At 58.0% G+C, this 19,885-nt stretch carries 19 protein-coding genes; 9 read left to right on the top strand and 10 right to left on the bottom strand.

Annotated elements, in window-relative coordinates; genetic code table 11:
* Nucleotides 1-2 precede the first annotated feature (2 nt).
* Both JNM42_RS02775 and JNM42_RS02770 read right to left on the bottom strand, forming a co-directional pair.
* The gene (locus JNM42_RS02775) at nucleotides 3-509 is read right to left on the bottom strand and encodes a diheme cytochrome c (RefSeq protein WP_294265807.1); all 507 of its coding nucleotides are present in this window, start codon (nucleotides 507-509) and stop codon (nucleotides 3-5) included.
* A gap of 242 nt (nucleotides 510-751) precedes the next feature.
* The gene (locus tag JNM42_RS02770; RefSeq protein WP_294265804.1) at nucleotides 752-1,168 is read right to left on the bottom strand and encodes a DUF1924 domain-containing protein; all 417 of its coding nucleotides are present in this window, start codon (nucleotides 1,166-1,168) and stop codon (nucleotides 752-754) included.
* 656 nt (nucleotides 1,169-1,824) lie between these two features.
* Between JNM42_RS02770 and JNM42_RS02765 the strand changes: the two genes are divergently transcribed.
* The 5 genes from JNM42_RS02765 to JNM42_RS02745 all read left to right on the top strand — a co-directional run bounded on the left by JNM42_RS02765 (nucleotide 1,825) and on the right by JNM42_RS02745 (nucleotide 5,781).
* Nucleotides 1,825-2,565, top strand: a complete 741-nt coding sequence (locus tag JNM42_RS02765; protein WP_294265802.1) for a hypothetical protein — start codon at nucleotides 1,825-1,827, stop codon at nucleotides 2,563-2,565.
* Nucleotides 2,566-2,684: 119 nt separating this feature from the next.
* Nucleotides 2,685-3,212, top strand: a complete 528-nt coding sequence (hemG, locus tag JNM42_RS02760) for a menaquinone-dependent protoporphyrinogen IX dehydrogenase (RefSeq protein ID WP_294265799.1) — start codon at nucleotides 2,685-2,687, stop codon at nucleotides 3,210-3,212.
* Between the two features lie 121 nt (nucleotides 3,213-3,333).
* Nucleotides 3,334-3,672: a PepSY domain-containing protein gene (locus JNM42_RS02755; RefSeq protein WP_294265796.1), complete on the top strand. Its 339-nt coding sequence runs from the start codon at nucleotides 3,334-3,336 to the stop codon at nucleotides 3,670-3,672.
* A 16-nt stretch (nucleotides 3,673-3,688) separates the two neighbouring features.
* Nucleotides 3,689-4,354 (top strand): response regulator transcription factor, encoded by a 666-nt coding sequence (locus JNM42_RS02750; protein WP_294265790.1) that lies wholly within the window; start codon nucleotides 3,689-3,691, stop codon nucleotides 4,352-4,354.
* On the top strand, nucleotides 4,351-5,781 hold the full coding sequence (locus tag JNM42_RS02745; RefSeq protein ID WP_294265787.1) for a sensor histidine kinase: 1,431 nt from the start codon (nucleotides 4,351-4,353) through the stop codon (nucleotides 5,779-5,781). The genes JNM42_RS02750 and JNM42_RS02745 overlap by 4 nt, the downstream gene beginning before the upstream one ends.
* Before the next feature lie 266 nt (nucleotides 5,782-6,047).
* Here the strand turns inward: JNM42_RS02745 and JNM42_RS02740 are convergent, their stop codons facing one another.
* The 5 genes from JNM42_RS02740 to bamE form a co-directional block, all read right to left on the bottom strand.
* Nucleotides 6,048-7,847 (bottom strand): peptidase domain-containing ABC transporter, encoded by a 1,800-nt coding sequence (locus tag JNM42_RS02740; RefSeq protein ID WP_294265784.1) that lies wholly within the window; start codon nucleotides 7,845-7,847, stop codon nucleotides 6,048-6,050.
* 284 nt (nucleotides 7,848-8,131) lie between these two features.
* Nucleotides 8,132-8,350 (bottom strand): hypothetical protein, encoded by a 219-nt coding sequence (locus JNM42_RS02735; RefSeq protein ID WP_294265781.1) that lies wholly within the window; start codon nucleotides 8,348-8,350, stop codon nucleotides 8,132-8,134.
* A 121-nt stretch (nucleotides 8,351-8,471) separates the two neighbouring features.
* On the bottom strand, nucleotides 8,472-11,060 hold the full coding sequence (locus tag JNM42_RS02730; RefSeq protein ID WP_294265778.1) for a response regulator: 2,589 nt from the start codon (nucleotides 11,058-11,060) through the stop codon (nucleotides 8,472-8,474).
* A 36-nt stretch (nucleotides 11,061-11,096) separates the two neighbouring features.
* A complete protein-coding gene (gene dapB, locus JNM42_RS02725; protein WP_294265774.1) occupies nucleotides 11,097-11,903 on the bottom strand; it encodes a 4-hydroxy-tetrahydrodipicolinate reductase in 807 nt (268 codons plus the stop codon).
* A 1-nt stretch (nucleotide 11,904) separates the two neighbouring features.
* Entirely contained in the window at nucleotides 11,905-12,378 is a 474-nt protein-coding gene (gene bamE / locus JNM42_RS02720) for an outer membrane protein assembly factor BamE (RefSeq protein WP_294265770.1), read from the bottom strand.
* A gap of 128 nt (nucleotides 12,379-12,506) precedes the next feature.
* On the opposite strand from bamE, the gene fur reads away from it, so the two are divergent.
* Nucleotides 12,507-12,956: a ferric iron uptake transcriptional regulator gene (gene fur, locus JNM42_RS02715; protein WP_294265767.1), complete on the top strand. Its 450-nt coding sequence runs from the start codon at nucleotides 12,507-12,509 to the stop codon at nucleotides 12,954-12,956.
* A gap of 8 nt (nucleotides 12,957-12,964) precedes the next feature.
* Here the strand turns inward: fur and JNM42_RS02710 are convergent, their stop codons facing one another.
* From JNM42_RS02710 to JNM42_RS02700, 3 genes are all read right to left on the bottom strand, one after another.
* Entirely contained in the window at nucleotides 12,965-13,492 is a 528-nt protein-coding gene (locus JNM42_RS02710; protein WP_294265765.1) for a putative metalloprotease CJM1_0395 family protein, read from the bottom strand.
* A 157-nt stretch (nucleotides 13,493-13,649) separates the two neighbouring features.
* Complete coding sequence (recN, locus tag JNM42_RS02705; protein WP_294265760.1) at nucleotides 13,650-15,305, bottom strand: DNA repair protein RecN; 1,656 nt, start codon at nucleotides 15,303-15,305, stop codon at nucleotides 13,650-13,652.
* A 26-nt stretch (nucleotides 15,306-15,331) separates the two neighbouring features.
* Nucleotides 15,332-16,258, bottom strand: a complete 927-nt coding sequence (locus JNM42_RS02700; RefSeq protein WP_294265757.1) for an NAD kinase — start codon at nucleotides 16,256-16,258, stop codon at nucleotides 15,332-15,334.
* 293 nt (nucleotides 16,259-16,551) lie between these two features.
* Between JNM42_RS02700 and hrcA the strand changes: the two genes are divergently transcribed.
* From hrcA to JNM42_RS02685, 3 genes are all read left to right on the top strand, one after another.
* Nucleotides 16,552-17,580, top strand: coding sequence for a heat-inducible transcriptional repressor HrcA (gene hrcA, locus JNM42_RS02695; protein ID WP_294265754.1), 1,029 nt, complete (start codon nucleotides 16,552-16,554; stop codon nucleotides 17,578-17,580).
* Nucleotides 17,580-18,683 (top strand): ferrochelatase, encoded by a 1,104-nt coding sequence (gene hemH, locus JNM42_RS02690; RefSeq protein WP_294265751.1) that lies wholly within the window; start codon nucleotides 17,580-17,582, stop codon nucleotides 18,681-18,683. Before hrcA ends, hemH begins: the two co-directional genes overlap by 1 nt.
* 80 nt (nucleotides 18,684-18,763) lie before the next feature.
* Nucleotides 18,764-19,831: a VCBS repeat-containing protein gene (locus JNM42_RS02685; RefSeq protein WP_294265747.1), complete on the top strand. Its 1,068-nt coding sequence runs from the start codon at nucleotides 18,764-18,766 to the stop codon at nucleotides 19,829-19,831.
* Nucleotides 19,832-19,885: the final 54 nt, after the last annotated feature.

The following is a 19,885-nucleotide window of genomic DNA, read 5'->3' as shown; positions in this document are numbered from 1 at the left end:
TTTCACTCGTCGTAATAACCGCGTTCCGCGTCAACGTGGCAGGCCACGCAATTGGCCTTGCTGCCGACTTTCTTGCTCTTCCATTCAGCGGGAGAAATCCCTCGGTGCTCGCTGACCCACTTGGGCAACTCGGTAATCCGCAAGGGCCCGTTCTCCATGGAAACTCCGCGCAGAAATTTGCTGCCATTGCGCTGGCTACCGCTGTCTGCGGCATTGGCGTTGAGATAGCGGGTGATACGTTCGGTTTTAGCGGTGTCGATGCTGGCATCGTCGCCAAAATGGTTCTTCAGGTCGCCCATCATCCGCGTCCAAGAACTTTTCGGCAGCATCGAAGGTGCAAATGCGAGGTGACAGGAACCACATTCCTCACGCACCAGCGGATCGGCTACCGGGGGAAAGAAATGGCCGCCACCGGCCTGCGCCCGCTCAAGCAAAACGCCCGAGAAGAGCAGGACAACGAGGCCCAGTGCAATGGGGCGGAAGGGAATTTTCATGGTGATGCCTTTCAAGTCAGTTTTCCTCTCAGAGGCTATGAATTAATGGATAAACACCGCCCAAGCCGTGGCCCGAGGCCAGGCTTCGCGCTCATTCCGGCAAAAGCCGGAATCCAGTACCTTCCTCTGATATTCATAAAATTGATCAGATAAACGAGCTGGACCCCGGCTTGTGCCCCGAAGGAAACACTCCTGGGGTGCGACGGGGTGACGAGCGTGAAAATCAGGCAGTTATGATATTTCACAGATTCTCAGGCTTACTGGCTGATCATGTAGCTCAGCCAGTCGCCCTTTTCGAGCGGCGTGCATTCGCGCCCGAGCACGTCATTGCAATTGCGCTTGAACCACTTCTCGACCTTGGCCGGGTCGGTGTAGCGCGCGGGAGTCAGCGATACGGCGAGCGCTTCGATTGACTTGCCGGCCGGCGTGCGTCCGGCACTGCGCGGGCTGTCGGCGTGGCAGGCGGTGCAGGCCGGCGTTTCCGCCTTGCCGCCGGCAAACTTCGTGACATGCAGCTTTTCCCCTCGCGCGGCGGAAAACCCCGAAAATGCCGGTGATGCGGCCTTGGCTGAAAGGGCATACTGAGCCAGAAGCTCATCGCGTGATGCGGCGTAACTGCCGAGCGGCAGCAAAAGCGCGGCCAGCAGCAGCGTTGTTGCTTTTTGGGTTTTCAAGCGATTCTCCTTTCAATTTGCGGTTAGGTGCACTTTGCCGTAGCGAACCTGAACAGAAGCTGAATCGGCGGCTATTGATCCGGCCCGAGGAAATTTGAAACTACCGTCACCCCGGTGAAGGACGGGGTGAGAACTTCATCCATTTTTGGCCTGAGCAATAATCTGCAGCTTGGTCAAGGAAGACAAAGTATCGGTCACCTCGGGGAAACCTAGTGAGGACGGTGTTTTCATCGCCAGTGGGGTGCTCGCCAGGCGCGATGAGAACAAGATGTCACTGGAAGACAGCGCCTTGGCAAGGCGCGCGTTAAGCTCCGGTTAATAAAACTGCGATTAGACTGATGTTTCCCTATTTGCAGATGACAATCCCCCATGAAAACTCGAATGACTATATCTGCTGGCCTGTTGCCTGGATTCGCCGTTAGTTTCTCCGTGATGATGACCATTGTCTTTCTCTCCGTTCCCTATTCAATGTCAAGGCACCCCGGTGAAACCTCCCAAAGACCGGCGGCGGGTCAAAGTAACCCTCCTGTCTAACCATCAGACAGGAGTTTTTGCCGGTGAGCATCACCACGACAGCCTCAGTTCCGACGAAGCAAGTGGCGAGGAACTCGCTCAAGACGCCGCCTTGACAGCAAACACTTACAAAGGAAATGCATATGGACAAGCCTGGTCTTATCGCTCAAGCCGCCAACTTCGCGCCGGGGTTCTTTCAGGTCCGACGCCGGACCTGGTTTGCCGCCGGCATTGGCCTGCTGGTATTTATTGGCCTGCTGATCTGGGCCGCTTTGGCTCTGGTCAGTTGGCTCTGGGGACAAACCCAGAGCCTGGCTGGCGCTGCTCCTGACGCGCTACGTGGGACGACGAATATGTTGCTTGAACAAGTCAAAGGAATTGTCCCCGGCGCTCAAGGCGTGCTGGATCAAGCCAGACAGAGTGTCCCCGGTGCTCAAAACGTTATCAATCAGGTCAAGGAGCGTGTTCCCGCTGCCAAGGGAGTGCTGGATCAGGTAACAGAGAGCGTGCCTGGCGCGCGTGAAATGCTGGCCGGGCTGGTGCCTGCCCTAAAGCCGGAAACGGCTCCGCAACGCGACGTGTCCGGCGAAGATCTCGGGCCGGTAGCGCGCTACCCGGGACTCACGCGCAGCCAATGGCAGCGGGCAATCGGGCCAGGGGCAGCCGCGACGGTTGAGTTTGAAGGCAAGGCGGATTACGTCAAGGTTCTGGATTACTATGCCAAGGAATTCGCCGCGAAGGGCTTCACTCAGGCGTTGCAGACCTCCACTCTGGAAACAGAAACGCACGAATACACGAAAGGCAGCGAGCGCTTCCTCCTGAAGATCGCGCAAAAGCCCAAGGGTGGAACCGTCAGCGTGCGCATTGAGAGGGCAAAGCCGTAATTGATTTCAGGCAGCGACAGGTGTTGACCGCCCCAGGGTCGGATTCGAACATCTGCAAGTCGGGCGACAGCCGGATGGGCACGGATTGATCCACTATTGAAAAATCACAGAAAAGCAAAATGGCCAATATCCTTATCCTGTTTTCATCTACCGATGGTCACACGAAAAAGATAGGCAAACGTCTGAAGCAGGTGATTGAAGAGAGCTCGAATCATGTAACACTGGTTCCTGTCGATGATTTCCGTCAGGTAGATCTGGATTTTTATGACAAAATAATTATCGGTGCCAGTATTCGCTATGGGAAACATAACCCGTTGGTTCTGGATTTTATTAATAGCCACTTGCAGCTTCTGGAAAGTAAATCGAATGCCTTTTTCTCGGTCAATATCGTTGCCCGAAAGAAGGAAAAGAACCGTCCGGAAACCAATCCCTACATGCGCAAATTTCTCAAGCAGATAGCGTGGCGCCCCAAGAAACTTGCAGTCTTTGCCGGCAAACTGGATTATCCGAAATACAGATTCTTTGACCGCTTGATGATCCGCTTGATCATGTTGATGACCAAGGGACCTACCGACCCATCGACGGTAGTTGAATTTACCGATTGGCAAAAAGTTGACGAATTCGCTCATCTTGTCCGTGATATGTAGAAAGCTTGCCTTGCTCTCACTTGTTCCGCCAGTAAGGGATTGGAATGCAGATGTCCGCGAGGGGTGATTGTTGAGTCGCCCGCGCGACTTCATCTTTTTTGAATTTTTCCCAGGAGAAGCAATGGGATCGGGAGGAAAAAAAACGGGCATGTTGGCGGTCGGCCTTATCCTGTCCATTGCGGTTTTTTTTCCGGTTTTCGCCGCCGATGTCGGCGACCATGACCGTGCCCGCCAGGCGCTTGAAGCCGGCGAGATACTGCCGCTTAAAACGGTTCTGGAGAAGGTTGATCGCGACTCGCCGGGCCAGGTCATGGAAGTCGAGCTGGAGCGCGACAAAGGGCGCTGGGTGTACGAGATCAAGGTATTGCGACCGGGCGGTTCGCTGGTGAAGCTCAGGGTGGATGCGCGTGACGGGACGATTATTCCGCACCGGGATCATGATGCAAAAATTGAGCGTTGATGGGGGGTAGCCACGAATGCGTGTCCTAGTCGTTGAAGATGAGCCGACAATTGCGGCGCAGTTGGCCGAGGCGCTGGGTGTCGCCGGTTATGCCGTCGATGTGGCGAGTAATGGCGTCGATGCGCACTTCCAGGGGGGTGACGAGAACCAGCCCTTTGATGCGGTCGTTCTCGATCTCGGGCTACCGCAGTTGGATGGGCTCACCGTCCTGAAGAAATGGCGTGCCGCCGGACGAACCATGCCGGTGCTGATCCTGACCGCTCGTGACAACTGGCACGAGAAGGTGGCCGGGATCGATGCCGGTGCCGACGATTATCTGGCCAAGCCCTTTCACATGGAAGAATTGCTGGCGCGCCTGCGTGCGCTGATCCGCCGGGCCGGTGGCCATGCCAGCGCCGAACTGGTGTGCGGCGAGGTGGTGCTCGATACCCTGCATAGCCGAGTCACGGTGGGGGGGCAGGCGCTGACGCTGACCAGCCACGAATACCGGGTGCTCGACTATCTGATGCACCATCCGGGGCAACTCGTCTCGCGCAGCACTCTGATCGAGCACATCTATGCCCAGGACTTTGATCGCGATTCCAATACCGTTGAAGTATTCATCGCCCGTTTGCGCAAGAAGCTGCCCGAGGGCGCGATCGAAACGGTACGCGGTTTGGGTTATCGCCTCGTTTCTCCATGATCGGCGCTGGCACAAAACAGCCGTCGACGGCGCTGCGCGGTTCGCTGCGTCTACGCCTGTTGCTCGGGACGCTGGTCTGGATCGCGGTCTCGATTGTCGCTGCCGGCTGGGCGCTCGGCAGCCTGTTCAGTCAGCACGTCGCCATGCAGTTCCACGCCGAGCTCAACACCCATCTTGATCAACTGGCGGCGCATCTGGTGCTTGATCGGGCCGGGCAGCCTTTGCTTCCCGTGGCTCAGAGCGATCCGCGTTTCAGCAAGCCCTACTCGGGAATTTACTGGCAGATCGATCGTATTGGCCCGTCGCCCACCGCCGCCCTTGGCCTGTTGCGCTCACGCTCGCTTTGGGATGAGGTGCTCAGGTTGCCCGCCGATACGCTGCGGGATGGAGAAGTTCATCAGCATAGTGTTCCAGGCCCCGGCAATGCCAGGCTGGGCGTCGTTGAACGTGTCGTCACAATTGAGGATGCAGCGGATCGGCCAGGTCAGACCTTCCGGCTGCTCGTCGCTGCCGATGAGCAGCAAATGCACGAGCCGGTGGAAAATTTCAAAGGCATGCTGTGGCTGGCGCTGGGGATGCTCGGCTTCGGGCTGGGGCTGGCCGTTGTCTTCCAGGTGCTGGTCGGGCTCGCTCCGCTCAGGCGTCTGCACGGAGCCCTGGCCGCCGTGCGCAACGGAAGCACGCAAAAACTTGAAGGACGTTTCCCCGGCGAAGTCCAGCCGCTGGTCGAGGAGTTCAACAGTGTCCTGACCCAGAATGCCGAAGTCATCGAGCGGGCGCGTACCCAGGCGGGAAATCTGGCGCATGCCCTGAAGACGCCGCTGAGTGTGATCGCCAACGCGGCGGTGGCAAAGTCGGGCGGGCTGGAACAAGTGGTGACCGCCCAGGTTGCCGTGGCGAGAAAGCAGATCGACTACCACCTGAGCCGCTCAAGAGCGGCGGCCTCGGTGCGTGTTCCGGGTGCGCGCACAGCCGTTTTGCCGGTACTCGACGGGCTGCTGCGAGTGATGCGGCGAATTCATGTCGAGCGCAATCTCGAAATTGTTGTCCACCCGCTCAGCATGCCGGTGGTCTTTCGCGGCGAAGAGCAGGACGTGCAGGAGATGTTGGGCAATTTGCTCGACAACGCCTGCAAATGGGCCGTGCGGCGCATCGAGGTGTCACTGGCGGTGAGCGGCGGCGAAGTGCTGATAACAATCGACGACGACGGGCGCGGCATCGCCGAAGGCGAGCGCAAGCGGGTGCTGAATCGCGGTGAACGTGTTGACGAGCATGTTCCCGGTTCCGGTCTCGGGCTGGCCATTGTCGACGATCTGGCCCGCCTCTATGGCGGACGGGTCGAACTGGCCGAGTCGCCACTGGGCGGCCTGCGTGTCGTGCTGGTCTTGCCGGCGGCCGATGAGCCGGCCGTCAGGGACGTGCTTTAACGCCAAACCGAGCGAAGTTTGCGTAGGTCGGGATAGCGCACCGTAACATGAGAAGCAGGCCTGTGAATAGTGGTGGCGCGTCGTCCCGGCGAAAGCCGGAACCCAGAAGCAGGTTGTCATTCTGGACACCGGCCTTCGCCCCGAAAGGAACACTCTCGGCGTGGCCTAGCAGAATAAAAAAGCAGAATAAAGCATCACATTCAATTCCATCCACCCATCAGACCCAATGGCGCAAACCCCCCAGCAATTTTCACTGTACTGCATTTTCATTTCCCCGATTCCTCCCCCACCACCTCAACCTTCGTCGCATTCCGATCCTCACCCATGCTAAACACCTCATCGACCTGTAACCCCCTCGGGATCTGATGCGTAATGAACAGCATCGTCACCTTCCCCTTGAGCTTGTTGATCGTCTTGGCGAAGAGTTCGGCCGTCGGCTGGTCAAGATTGGAGACCGCCTCGTCGAAGATCAGAATCTTCGGCCGTTTCAGTAAGGCCCGGGCAATGGCAATGCGCTGCTTCTGCCCGCCCGAGAGCCCGGTACCGCGCTCGCCGATCTCGGTCTGATAGCCCTCCGGCAGCTTCTCGATCACCTCGTGGATCTCCGCCGCCTTGCACGCCGCGATCACATCGTCGAAGCTGGCATGCGGGTGCGCCATCACCAGGTTCTCGTAGAGCGTCCCCGAGAACAGCACCGTCTCCTGCGGCACCACGCCGAACACACTGCGCAGCTCGTTGGCCGCCAGAAAGCGGATATCCTTGCCGTCGAGCTCGATCTGCCCTTCCTGCGGCAGGTAGAAGCCGAGCATCAGCTTGGCCAGCGTGCTCTTGCCGCAGCCCGAGGGGCCCATGAGCACCGAGAGGTGGCCGGGCTTGAAGGCCATCTCCAGGTTACGGTAGAGCCAGGGCAAGTGGTCGCCATAGCGGAAAGCCAGGTTGCGGATGCTGAGGTGGCCTTTGCTGGTCTGTTCCCGTTTCGGGATCAGCGCCTGCGGCTCCTGCGGCATGTCAAGAATATCCCCCAGCCGCTTGACGGCGACGTTGGCCTGCTGGAACTCCTGCCACAGGCCGACCAGGCGCAGCATCGGCTGGCTCATGCGGCTGGCGAACATCTGGAAAGCGACCAGCATGCCGACGGTGAAGCCCTCGTTCTGCATCACCAACAATGCGCCGACGATCAGGATCGACAGCGTCATCGCCGGTTCGAGGGCGTTGGCGACGACGCTGTAGGTGTTGCCGATCTGTTTGGTCGAGAAGCCGGCGGCGAGGTACTGGGCGAGCAGGTCGCCGTAGCGGCGCTCGATGTCCGGCTCCATCTGCAGCGACTTGACGGTGGCCATGCCGCAGACGTACTCGGTGAGGAAGGACTGGTTGCGCGCGCCGAGCATGAATTGCCGGTTGAGCCGCTCGCGAAAGAGCGGGGCGACGAGCAGGCTGATCAGGGCAATCAGGCCAAGCAGGCCGACGGCGATCAAGGAGAGTTGCCAACTGTAGGCGAACATCACGGCCAGGAAGATGAGCAGGAAGGGGAAGTCGAGGATCAGCGTGACGGCGGCGCCGGAGACGAACTCGCGGATCGTTTCGACGCCGTGCAGGCGGGCGACCAGGGTGCCGGTCGGGCGTTGCTCGAAGTACGGCAGCGGCAGGCGCAGCAGGTGGCGCAGCACCTGGCTGCCGAGCACGGCGTCGATGCGGTTGCCGGTATGCAGCACCAGGTACTGGCGCAGCCAGCTCATGCCGCTGGTGAATAGCATGAACATGACCAGTCCGACACCGAGGACGATCAGCGTGCTGCTCGACTGGTGCACGACGACCTTGTCGATGATGACCTGGGTGAACAGCGGGGTGGACAGGCCGACGAGCTGGATGGCCAGCGAGGCGAGCAGGACGTCGCGCCACAGGCTCTTGTGCTTCAGGAGTTCGGGGATGAACCAGGAAAACCCGAAGGCTTTCTTCTCGGTGGTGAAGCCGGCGATGTCGTCCGGCTCGCCGCCGCTCGCCGTGCTGTCGCGGGCGACGAGGAGCAGTTCGGGCGCCAGGAGGGTGGCGGCGTCGGCGATCGGCATCGTCTCCGGAGTCTGCTGGCCGGGGCGGAAGTAGAGGAGCTGGTCGGTCGAGGCTTTGACGATGAGCAGGGGGCGGAGCGGGGGGAGTGGGGGAAATGGGGGTATTGGGGCGTCGGGGGCTTGCTCCTGGGTTGCGGGGGATTCGGGGGAGCCGTCGGAGGTGCCGGCGGGTCCCTGGCCGTCGACGACAGTGAGACTCGTCGATGAGCCCGCAGCCGCGGGCGGCGATTCGGCGGCGGCCTCCCTCTCCAGACTATCGGGCATTTCGGGTGCGGCAAAGGCGATCAGTGGAAACGGCAGTTTTGCCAGTCGCTGCCGGCCAGGGGGTGATGGCCGGTCTTGATGCCCAGCGCGCGGGCGGCTTCGTGCAGGGTCAGCAGGGTGTAAGGCGGCGGGTAATTTTGTGCGATGAGCGAGGCATCGAAGGGGATGCGGAACAGCCCGCACAGGCTGCCCAGCAGCCACAGAGCTGCGTCCCGCTCCAGCTCGCCCTGCAGGCGCATCAAGACTCCCCGAGCGATTCGCTCTCTTGTGCATTCAGTATGAGAGCATTTTTATATTACATGCGGCTTACGGCGATGCAAATTGAACCCTGGAAACCGCAGTAAAAGCTCCTGCGTGCTGTTAGCTCTGCTTAACGGGTGTTGTGCCGATTGTCATACGGCTCGATTCGACAACACCGGCTTGAACAAAACGTTCCATTTCAGGTTTGAGTCGAGTCATTTCCAGCACCAGATCTTCGCTGAGCTGAGTGCAACGCTCCCAGTCGACCACCTCAGGCGCCTTGGCGGAGTCTTCAAGATCAAGCGCAATACGGCGCGCTGCTTCAGCGTGGAAAATGGCCAGCAGACTCTTGACGGTGTGCGCATCCAGACAAAGTTGCGCAGCATTCCTGTCGCGCAAATCGGATTGAATCTGCGACAGATGCTGATCCCATTCATTGACCAGCATTCCAGCCATGGTCTGCAACAGATCGCGATCACCCAGATCGCGCATTGCGGCAACCAGATCGAGCGAGGTCTCAGTCAGCGCAGGAGCGTTCCGCGAAGCTGGCGGATCAATTTCGCCAGCCCGGCCAAGACCACGATCGATAGCCGCGTAAAGCTCAGCCGGTTTGATCGGCTTGGCTACATAGTCGTTCATCCCGGCCTGCTGGCAACGTTCACGATCTCCATCCATCGCGTTGGCTGTCATTGCGATGATATAGACCTGCTTGTATTCCTGTGAGATGACCCAACTGCGCCTCATTTCGCGGGATCGTATCGATTCAGTCGCTTCGATACCATCCATGACCGGCATCTGCATATCCATAAGGATGAGATCGAAGGATCTTTCCTCGAAGCAATCCACGGCTTCTGCACCATTATTGGCCAAGCTCACACGATAACCCCGCTTTTTCAAAAGACGTTCAGCGAGTTCCTGGTTGACCGGATTGTCCTCGACCAGAAGCACATCGAGCTGGAGTGATTGAGCGGACTCAATTCGATTAGCAAAATCGAAGGGGGAGAGCATGGGTTCAGGCTCACCCTTGCCAACGGAAGCCAGCTTCAATGCTTCAATCAAGTCTTCGCGAGCAATCGGCTTTACGAGATGGGCATCAATGCCGAGTTCGCGCAGATGCTTTAAATTCTGACGTTGCTGCTCGGTATTGAGCAACATGATCAGTCTCTCGGAATGATCACTGCCCTGCCATGACTCAGCCCAAGCCACGCCTCCGGGCAAGGTGATCTGAGCGTCGATCAGTACAAAGTCGTAAGGGAAACCCAGTGTCCGCGACTTCTCGATTGCTGCAAGTGCTTCCTGTGCCTCGGCAATATGCGTCGCCTGCATACCGGTTTGCGCCAGATAGTCCAACAACTGCACGGAAAGTGCTGCGTTGTCTTCTACGAGCAGTGCACGCTGACTGCTGTAACGTTGTTCCGGCTGTGCTACAACATGGGCAGAATCGACACCAAAGCGGGCCGTACAGTAGAAACAGGAGCCTTCTCCTTCAACACTTTCGAGCCAGATTCGACCGCCCATCATCTGAATCAGATGGGAACAGATTGTCAAACCCAACCCGGTGCCGCCAAAACGCCTCGTTGTTGAATCATCCGCCTGGGAAAATGCATCAAAAATCGCTCCTTGCCGGGAAACCGGAATGCCGATGCCCGTATCGCGAACGGCAAAGCACAGAAGTACCGAATTAGAAGCCTGCTCAACAAGCGTAACGTCGACCGAGATATCGCCACGCTCGGTAAACTTGATCGCGTTACCGACCAGGTTGGAGATCACCTGACGAACCCGCGTTGGATCCCCGACGACACGGGGAGGCACGTCCGCCGACAGCGAAACGATGACTTCCAGTCCTTTTTTGTGTGCCGTTACCGACTGCGTTCGAACCGCTTCAAAAACCAGATCTGCGAGCGAGAACGGAATCTCCTCGAAGCGCAGCTTGCCGGCCTCGATCTTTGAAAAATCTAGGATGTCGTTCACGATGATCAGCAGCGACTCGGCTGAGGACTTGACTGTCCTCAAGTAATGCCGCTGCTCGGCATCGAGTTGGGTATCGAGCGCCAGTTCGGTCATGCCGATAATCCCGTTCATCGGCGTACGAATCTCGTGGCTCATGTTGGCCATGAAAAAGCCGCGCGCCCGATTGGCGGCTTCGGCCGCCTCCCTGGCCGTCAGCGCATCCGCTTCCGACTGCCTGAAATCCTTGATATCACGATGCAGCAACAAAATACGCGAGGGTTCCCCGCGCGCATCACGGGCAACCGCCAGGCCCTTCAGGAAAAGCCACTTCCAGTGGCCCGCCTTGGTTTTCAGACGGCATTCAGCCTGAAAAAAACGGGACCTGTCGCGTACATAGTCGGCAATTGCCGCGTCGAAGACAAGAAGATCATCCGGATGCACCATAAGCCGCCAGGTGTCGATCGTGTCTTCAAGTTCATTGTCATTGTAGCCGAGCAGTACTTTCCACTGTTTGCCGGAATCGATACGAGCACTTTTGAGATTCCAGTCGGAGAAAGCATCGGCGGAGAGTTCGGACTGAAGCTGATGCACGCCGAAAAGCTTTGCTATCAGGTTATCTGCTACATTCAGAAGTTGCTCAACACCCTGCGTCAGTGCCGGATGCTCCTTGGCGGCTACCTTCAGCAACTGCTTTAATTCCGGCTCGCCATCTCCGCCAAAAATATCGCGAAGTTTGCCGGCTAGAAGCTGGGATTTCATTCCTGGAAGCCAGGTTATCCGTTGGGCTGAAGGAACTCAGCGCAAACCCAGAACATCCTGCATATCGAACAAACCGCTCTGTTTGTCAGCAAGAAAGCGTGCTGCACGCAGACTGCCCAACGCATAAGGCATGCGGCTGCCTGCCTTGTGGCTGATTTCGACGCGCTCGCCGATCCCGCAATACATGACGGTATGGTCACCGACGATGTCGCCACCACGCACGGTAGCGAAACCGATGGTCGACGGGTCACGCTCGCCGGTTACCCCCTCACGGCCATAAACTGCGCATTTTTTCAGTTCGCGCCCGAGGGCCTTGGCGACCACCTCGCCCATGCGAAGCGCGGTTCCGGAGGGCGCATCGATCTTATGTTTGTGATGCGCTTCGACAATCTCGATATCATAGCCTTCGGCAAGAATGCGCGAAGCCGTTTCGAGCAACTTGAAAACCACGTTAACGCCAACGCTCATGTTCGGCGCATAAACGATTGGAATCTCGGACGCCGCATCGGCAATCGACTGCTTGCCTGCCTCATCAAAACCGGTTGTTCCGATCACGATGGCCACCTTGTGGCGACGGCAGAGGGCAAGATGCTGCAGCGTGCCTTCAGGGCGGGTAAAGTCAATCAGGCAATCGGCCTGTGCGATCCCGGCCTCGACGTCAATCGTTACCGGCACGCCACAGGGCATTCCAACCAGTTCACCAGCGTCCTTGCCCAGCGCAGGCATGCCAGGCTGCTCGATGGCCGACACCAGTCGGGCCTCGCCATCCTTCAAGGTCGATTCAATGATCATCCGGCCCATTCGCCCGCTGGCGCCAACGACAGCAATCCTGATTCCACCCATTTCAGAAACCCACGCTTTCCATCATTTTCCCGAAGAAACCCTTTTCTTCAAGCGGCGGTGCAACGCTATCCTCGGCAATCGAACCCAGGTCGATCTCGCGCGTCCGGGTCTCCGGTACCGCAGAAGCATCCGAGGCCTGAGCGGCCAGCACATCGCCACTAACGCGAGCCAGTCTGCCGTTGACATCAAAAAAGGTTGAGAACTTTCTCATCTCGACATCACCGTTCCCCTTCTGCATTCGATAGACGTAATCCCAACGATTGGCATGGAACAGATCGGTCAGTACCGGTGAGCCAAGAATAAAGCGCACCTGATCCTTGGTTTGACCCGGTCTGAGCTGGGCAACCATATCCTGAGTCAGAACGTTGCCCTGCTGAACGTCAATCTTGTATTCATTGACGATGCGTGGCACCGAAGAACAAGCGGAAAGAGCGAGCACCAGGAGAGCCATTAGGGCAAGTCGTAAAAGTGTCATGCTTGAGTTGCTTCTTGGTAAATTGTCGGAAATGCGCTGAGAAAAAGAGCTGGGAGGCTTAAAGTGGTGTCATACGGTATATCATAACCGAAATAAGCGCCTCTTTTCTCCACCGATCAAACCAAGTCATGAGCCAATCTAGCGATCTAAAGAGCATGGGGCTCAAAGCCACCCTTCCCCGCCTCAAGATTCTCGAGCTTTTTGAAAACGCCCCGGTACGCCACCTGAGTGCTGATGATGTCTATCGTATGTTGCTCAGCGAAAACATGGACATCGGTTTGGCGACCGTTTATCGCGTACTGACCCAATTCGAGCAAGCGGGTCTGCTTGAACGCCACCATTTCGAGTCAGGCAAGGCGGTATTCGAGATCAGGGCCGGTCAGCACCATGACCATCTGATATGCATCGACTGTGGACGCGTTGAAGAGTTTTTCGATGAGGAAATCGAACGCCGTCAGAACAAGATCGCCAAGGGACGCGGCTTTGTCATTCAGGAGCATGCGCTTTACCTCTACGTGGAATGCAGCAAAGCGGAATGCCCGCATCGGAACAAATCCGGGAAGACCGATCACCGCTAGCAGCCGGATCAGGCAAAGAGATCCAGCCGCCCGCCCACTTCGGCATTGATGCCTTTGCCCTGCTCGATGATCCGATAAAAACGGGAATTGCCCTGATTTGCCTTTGCGGCTTCTTCCCGTTGCTGCACGATCAGTTCAATCCGCGCCTCGCCTTCCATGCGAGTGGCCTGTGCGGCGACGCGGCGATCTGCAGGAGAAGGATCAGCGGGAGCCAGGGCCGTAGCGCGGATATGTTCCACCTTGGGAATGGTTTCTTCCGGAGTCCGACCGGGTCTGGTATCAATTGACACTTCGCCGGCCACCGCGTATAGCTTGTTGTCCGGCCCGCTCGTATAGGAAAAAGTCGGGCCGCCACGCACCAGATCGGCACCGACCAAAAGGTGCGCTTTCTCATGCGCACGGACCTTGCGATCTATTTCTTTGAGTTGTTGAACCTGTTGTTGTTCTGCCGGCGATAATTCACTTGCCTGTGCTGATGCATAAATCGCCGAGTCGAGAGCACGGGTTCCCGTACCCAGCGGCTTCGACGCTTGCAAGTCGAAACGTGCGGGGTTTCCGATAGCGTAATCTGGTGGGCTGTAACTACTTGCCTGACTCAGAATCATCGAAGAAATGGCCTTTAAAACAGAGAGCTATGCTAGCAAGAGTAGCCCATCAGCCTTTGCTTTTCAATCGCTGATTACTCCGTCTGTCTCAGGATATGTTCAGCATTTCTCTAGCGTGTTGCCGGGTAATGGCCGTAATTTCAACACCCCCGAGCATACGGGCCAGTTCTTCAACCCGTGCATCATCATCCAGTATTACGACACGGCTGCGCACCATTCCGTCCTCGGAACGCTTTATAACCTGCCATTGCCAGTTGGCGCGTGCCGCCACCTGGGGCAGATGCGTCACGCACAGAACTTGGCGTTCGGCACCCAATTCACGCAGCAAGCGGCCAACAACCTCGGCCACCCCGCCGCCAATCCCCACATCGACCTCGTCGAAAATCAGCGTTGGAACGCTGGCCGCCTGACTTGTCACCACCTGAATGGCCAGACTGATGCGCGACAGTTCGCCGCCCGAAGCGACCTTCGCCAGCGAGCGAGACTCGCTTCCCGACAAGCCGGAAATGCGGAACTCGACCTGCTCCAGACCAAAAGCCGTACCAGTCTCAACGGGCACCAGTCCGACCTCGAAGCGCCCGCCGCCCAGCGCCAGTTGCTGCATGACCCGACTGACTTCGACGGCCAGCGAATCAGCGGCTTTGGCACGGCTCTTCGAGAGTCGTCTGGCCGCATCCTCGTACTGTTTGCGTGTTGCAGCAACACGCTTTTCCAGACCGACAATATCGCTCGTCTCCCCCAGAACAGTCAGCCGCCCCTGCCAACGTGCAAGGAGCGCCGGCAAGTCTTCCGGACTTGAGCGAAATTTTCGCACGCAGGCGAGCACCGCCTCTATCCGGCGCTCAACTTCATCCAGACGTTGCGGATCGAGATCAACCCGATCCGTGTAACGGCGCAATGCCGAAACCGCTTCGGCAAGATCTGCCTGTGCCGAATGCAGCAGGGAAGCAACATCAGCCAGCGCCGGATCGTACTCGGCCAGTCCGTCGAGCCGGCGGGTCACCGTATCGACCTGCACCTCGCAAGCGGCATCGCCTTCCGACAGAAAAGCCAGCGAAAAGCGTGCACCTTCGAGAAGACTGGAGGCATGTGCCAGACGCTTGTGCTCGATATTCAGGCTTGCCCATTCCTCCAGCGAAAAACCGAGGGTCTCAAGTTCCCGAACCTGCCACTCAAGCTGTTCGCGCTCCTGTGCCAGCGCCTCGGCACCACCCGCCGCCGAATCAAGCATGGCCCTGGCTTCGCGCCACTGGCGCCAGGCCGCAGAAACCTCATCGAGCAAGGGATTGAGCCGGGCATGCGAATCAAGCAGTACGCGCTGCGCATCGCTACGCAGCAAGGACTGATGGGCATGCTGTCCGTGAATATCGACCAGCGACTCGGCCACCTCGCGCAATTGTGCAAGCGTAACCGGCGACCCGTTGAGATAAGCACGCGAACGGCCATTGCCATCAACTACCCGGCGCAGCAACAAGCCGTCGGCGGCATCCAGATCCTGCGCGCACAACCATTCAGCGGCGGCTGGCGAGCCCTGCAGATCGAATTCGGCGCTGACTTCGGCCCGTTCGCTACCGCTACGGATCAGGCCGCTATCGGCGCGTTCGCCCAACGCGAAAGCCAGCGCATCAACGAGAATCGACTTGCCGGCCCCGGTCTCCCCCGTCAAGGTTCCGAAGCCGGCCTTGAACTCGAGTTCCAGTCGATCGACCAGAACGAAATCCCGAATTGTCAAACGACGCAACATGGCGTGGGAGTGTACTTCAGAGGGCTCTAGTGGACTACCGGCTTCTCGCTCCAGTGCAACTTCTGGCGCAGCATGGCGAAATAGCTGTAACCGGGCGGATGCAGGAGGCAAATCGATAATTCCGATCGACGGATACGCACCGAGTCATCGGGCCTCAGATCAAAAGTCACCTGACCGTCAAAGTGCACCCGCGAATCGGTCGCATGCACGATGCGGATTTCAATTTCGTTGCGGTCTCCCACCAGAATCGGCCGGTTGGTCAGCGAGTGGGGACACAACGGCACCAGCGCAATTCCGGAAACATGAGGATGCAGAATGGGGCCAGCAGCCGACAGCGAATACGCCGTCGAGCCGGTCGGCGTTGAAGCGATCAGCCCGTCCGAGCGCAGGTTGTAGATAAACTCGCTATCGACGAACAGTTCGAACTCGATAAGGCGACCGATGGAACCTTTGTCGACCACAACGTCATTAAGCGCGAGATTGGAAGCGATGCTCTGCCCGCCGCGCCATATCTCGGCGACCAGCAGCATGCGACTCTCCGGAGTGAACTTGCCGCCAAGCAAGTCGTCCAGGCAGGTCAGCATGTTGCAGCGCGCAATATCGGTCAGGAAGCCGAGGCGACCCTGATTAACGCCAACCAGCGGCACGCCGTAGCGCGCCAGTTGCCTTGCTGCATTGAGCATGGTTCCGTCGCCGCCAAGCACGATGGCCAGATCGGCCTGCTCGCCAATCGCCGCAAAGTCGCAGATCGCCCAGTTGCGCAGATCGGCGGGTGCCTCGGAATGGTTTGCCGTCGCCTGCTCGACGATGACCGTCATTCCACGCTCGTGAAGATTTCTCGCCAGAAGACAGAGCGACTCCATAATCTCGCGACTGTGGTACTTTCCGATCAGCGCAATGGTTCGGGGCGAAAACGCACTGGCGCCGGATGAAGAAACGGGATCATCATTCATGGAGCGAATTAAACCACAATTTGAATCGCTTTCGCCGTCTCAAACCATGGCAGGTACGATATGAAACTCCAATCCGCAGAACAAGGGCAAGAAAAAAGTGCAGAACTGCAATAGACAGAATGTAATCGCGAGAAAAGCCGCGGTTTGGCCGGAATACCGTTATGGCGAAGGCCAATGCGTTGTGGGTCGCATGAATGCTCACGCTTATGGACGTACTCGCGGTCCAATCAAGCTTTGCTTCAAGACATTTTTCTTCGTGGTTAAACGTTCTTTCTTTTTGTAGAATCGATCCCATGCTCGACGAACGATCCAGAACCCTGCTCAAAACCCTGATCGAACGCTACATTGCGGACGGACAGCCCGTCGGTTCGCGCGCACTATCCCGGTTTTCGGGGCTCGATCTGTCTGCGGCTACCGTACGCAACGTCATGGCCGACCTCGAAGATCTGGGTTTCATTGCCAGCCCGCACACGTCGGCCGGGCGCGTTCCGACGCCACGGGGCTACCGTTTTTTTGTCGACAGCCTGCTCACCATGCAACCTCTGGCGACGGAGAAAATCCACGACATGGAGGGGCAACTTCATCCATCACAACCACAGCAACTGATCAGCAGCGCATCGCACCTGCTCTCCGGTCTCACCCATTTTGCCGGCATCGTGCTCACTCCGCGGCGCCAGACGCCCAGAATCAGGCAGATGGAATTCGTCAGCCTGTCCGATAAACGCATCCTGCTGATACTCGTCACCACCGATGGTGACGTACAAAACCGGATTCTGTTCACCGAGCGTCCCTATTCGCCAGCGGAACTTGTTGTCGCCACCAATACCCTCAATCAGTACTTTGCCGGCCAGGATTTCGAACAGATCCGCCACCGGGTCAAGGAAGATCTGCTCAAACTGCGCGGCGACTTGCAAGGCTTGATGGCCGCTGCCCTGGCCGCAGGCGACGAAGCCATGAACCGGGCCGATGAACATTACGTCATCTCCGGTGAACGCAACCTGCTCGAAGTGGAAGAGCTTTCGTCCAACATGAAGCGGCTGCGCGAACTGTTCGATCTTTTTGAGCAACGCACCGCCCTGATGCAACTACTCGACATTTCGCACCGCGCCGACGGGATCCAGATTTTTATTGGTGGCGAATCCGGTCTGGCGCCGCTTGACGAATGCAGCGTCGTCACGGCGCCCTACGCAGTCGACGGCCAGATCGTCGGATCGGTAGGCGTCATCGGCCCGACACGGATGGCCTACGAACACGTCATTCCAATCGTCGATATCACCGCCAAACTGCTTTCCTCCGCACTGACCTACCGAGCCAACTACTGATGCCACGCTATCTTCCCGAACCCGGCTACCGTCACGGAACGGCGGCAAAGACCGCCGTTTTGCTGATCAATCTGGGCACCCCGGAAGCGCCAAGCACGCCGGCGGTACGTCGCTATCTCAAGGAATTTCTCTCCGACCCGCGTGTGGTCGAAATTCCGCGTGCCATCTGGTGGCTGATACTCAACGGCATCATCCTGAACGTCCGGCCAAAAAAGTCGGCTGAAAAGTACGCCTCGGTGTGGACGCCCGATGGATCACCGCTGAAAGTGCACACCGAACGACAAGCCAAAATGTTGCGCGGCTTTCTCGGTGCAAGCGGACACCGTGTACAGGTCGACTACGCGATGCGTTACGGTCAACCGTCAATACCCACCACCCTCTCCCGGCTCAAGGCCGAGGGCTGCACGCGTATCCTCCTGCTCCCGCTTTACCCGCAATATTCTTCCAGCACGACGGCTACTGCCTTTGATGCGGCCAGTGCCTGGGCCGCTTCAATCCGGAATCAGCCCGAAATCCGGACGATCAGGAGTTTTGCCGACGACCCGGGCTACATCGAGGCACTGGCCGGCAGCGTTCGCCAGCACTGGATGACCAATGGTCATCCGACCACGTCCTACCGGCTGATCATGAGCTTTCATGGGGTACCGCGCTACACGCTCGACAAGGGCGACCCTTACCACTGTGAGTGCCATAAAACGGGTCGTCTGCTGGCCGAAGCCCTTAGTCTCGGCGCCGACGAGTACCAGATCTGCTTTCAGTCGCGCTTCGGTCGCGCCGAATGGCTGCAGCCTTATACGGCACCAACGCTGGCGGCTCTCGGCAGCCAGGGCGTACAGCGGATCGACGTCATCTGCCCGGGGTTTCCTGCCGACTGCCTTGAAACCCTCGAAGAAATCGCCATCGAAGGCAAATCCGAGTTCATCCAGGCTGGTGGCATGGACTACCACTACATTCCGTGCCTGAACGAGCGCGATGAGTGGATTCACGCACTGGCCAATCTGGCCGCCACACATCTGCAAGGCTGGCCGACCCGGAACACGCCCGACCCGACCGCGCTCGAGATCAGTGCCCTGCGCGCGAAAGCGCTTGGTGCGAAGCAGTAGCCGTAAACAGTGCTCAAGTGATCGTCTTCCACAGCCGTTAACCCTGTTCAAGGGGTTAACGCAAGTCGAATGAGGTCGCCATGAAAATCGCCAGTTCCGCACTGCAGATGGAATCGAGCCACAACAAACTGCAACAGCACGAAATCCGCGAGTCGCTTCGCACCTGGGTCGGCGATCACCGCCCCGATTTTGAAGGCAACCGGCGCGCGCACCTGCCAGCCTTTGATCGCGTTCAACTCTCTGACGCCGGCAAAAGCGCACAGTCGAGTGAAGCCAACGCCATTCAGGACAGCGTTGACGCTGCTGAAAATGACCCGATGCTGCGCCTGATCCTCGCCATGGTGGCCATGCTGACCGGCCGCGAAGTCAGGGTTTTTGACGCCAGAGAACTGCAGGTGGATTCCCCGGCACCCGCAGTACAGGATCCGAACCCGTCAAATCAGTCAAATCAGGCCCAGGCAACGCAGCAAGTGACCGGTTACGGCGTCGAAAATGATCGCCACGAGTCCTACACCGAAAACGAGAAGACGAGCTTCGCAGCGGCTGGAGTTATTCGTACGGAGGATGGCAAGGAGATCAATTTTAACGTTTCGCTCTTGATGGCGCGCAGCTACCATGAGCAGTCCGATGTCAGCATCCGGCTTGGAGATGCCCGGAAAAAGCAGGACCCACTTGTTCTCAACTTCAGCAGCACAGCCGCCCAACTGAACAGTCAGCACTTCAAGTTTGACCTCAATTCCGACGGAAACAGCGAAGATATCAACTTTGTGACCGGTGGCAGTGGTTTTCTTGCGCTTGACCGCAACAGCGACGGCAAAATCAATAACGGTTCCGAGCTATTCGGACCCGGAAGCGGAAACGGCTTTGCCGAATTGGCGGCATTCGATGCCGATCACAATGGCTGGATCGACGAAAACGACGCCGCCTTTGATCAGTTGCGAATATGGACCCGGGATATTTCCGGCAAGGATAAACTGTCGACGCTCAAACAGTCCAATGTTGGGGCACTGAGTCTTGCCCGAGTTGAAACACCATTTGACCTCAAGGATGACAATAACGCCCTTCAAGGCCAGATCAGATCAAGCGGTGTTTTTATGCTTGAAGAAGGCAAGGCCGGCACGCTGCAGCAGATCGACCTGACGGTTTAGGGTGTAATGACATTCATTTCATGGGCGCACGAAATGAGTGTCAACACCCCCTGA

Origin of the sequence: Propionivibrio sp., from assembly GCF_016790145.1 — a bacterium.
Taxonomy (GTDB): domain Bacteria; phylum Pseudomonadota; class Gammaproteobacteria; order Burkholderiales; family Rhodocyclaceae; genus Propionivibrio.
The sequence above is the reverse complement of the archived record's forward strand: the minus strand, read 5'-3'. Positions and strand labels throughout refer to the sequence as shown.

Coding starts and splice junctions, on each gene's coding strand:
- dapB (WP_294265774.1), bottom strand. CDS start 11,903: ATGGGTGGAATCAGGATTGCTGTCGTTGGCGCCAGCGGGCGAATGGGC.
- fur (WP_294265767.1), top strand. CDS start 12,507: ATGAGCCAATCTAGCGATCTAAAGAGCATGGGGCTCAAAGCCACCCTT.
- JNM42_RS02740 (WP_294265784.1), bottom strand. CDS start 7,847: ATGCCGATCGCCGACGCCGCCACCCTCCTGGCGCCCGAACTGCTCCTC.
- JNM42_RS02745 (WP_294265787.1), top strand. CDS start 4,351: ATGATCGGCGCTGGCACAAAACAGCCGTCGACGGCGCTGCGCGGTTCG.
- JNM42_RS02735 (WP_294265781.1), bottom strand. CDS start 8,350: ATGCGCCTGCAGGGCGAGCTGGAGCGGGACGCAGCTCTGTGGCTGCTG.
- bamE (WP_294265770.1), bottom strand. CDS start 12,378: ATGACACTTTTACGACTTGCCCTAATGGCTCTCCTGGTGCTCGCTCTT.
- JNM42_RS02765 (WP_294265802.1), top strand. CDS start 1,825: ATGGACAAGCCTGGTCTTATCGCTCAAGCCGCCAACTTCGCGCCGGGG.
- JNM42_RS02730 (WP_294265778.1), bottom strand. CDS start 11,060: ATGAAATCCCAGCTTCTAGCCGGCAAACTTCGCGATATTTTTGGCGGA.
- JNM42_RS02755 (WP_294265796.1), top strand. CDS start 3,334: ATGGGATCGGGAGGAAAAAAAACGGGCATGTTGGCGGTCGGCCTTATC.
- JNM42_RS02750 (WP_294265790.1), top strand. CDS start 3,689: ATGCGTGTCCTAGTCGTTGAAGATGAGCCGACAATTGCGGCGCAGTTG.
- hemH (WP_294265751.1), top strand. CDS start 17,580: ATGCCACGCTATCTTCCCGAACCCGGCTACCGTCACGGAACGGCGGCA.
- hrcA (WP_294265754.1), top strand. CDS start 16,552: ATGCTCGACGAACGATCCAGAACCCTGCTCAAAACCCTGATCGAACGC.
- recN (WP_294265760.1), bottom strand. CDS start 15,305: ATGTTGCGTCGTTTGACAATTCGGGATTTCGTTCTGGTCGATCGACTG.
- hemG (WP_294265799.1), top strand. CDS start 2,685: ATGGCCAATATCCTTATCCTGTTTTCATCTACCGATGGTCACACGAAA.
- JNM42_RS02700 (WP_294265757.1), bottom strand. CDS start 16,258: ATGAATGATGATCCCGTTTCTTCATCCGGCGCCAGTGCGTTTTCGCCC.
- JNM42_RS02685 (WP_294265747.1), top strand. CDS start 18,764: ATGAAAATCGCCAGTTCCGCACTGCAGATGGAATCGAGCCACAACAAA.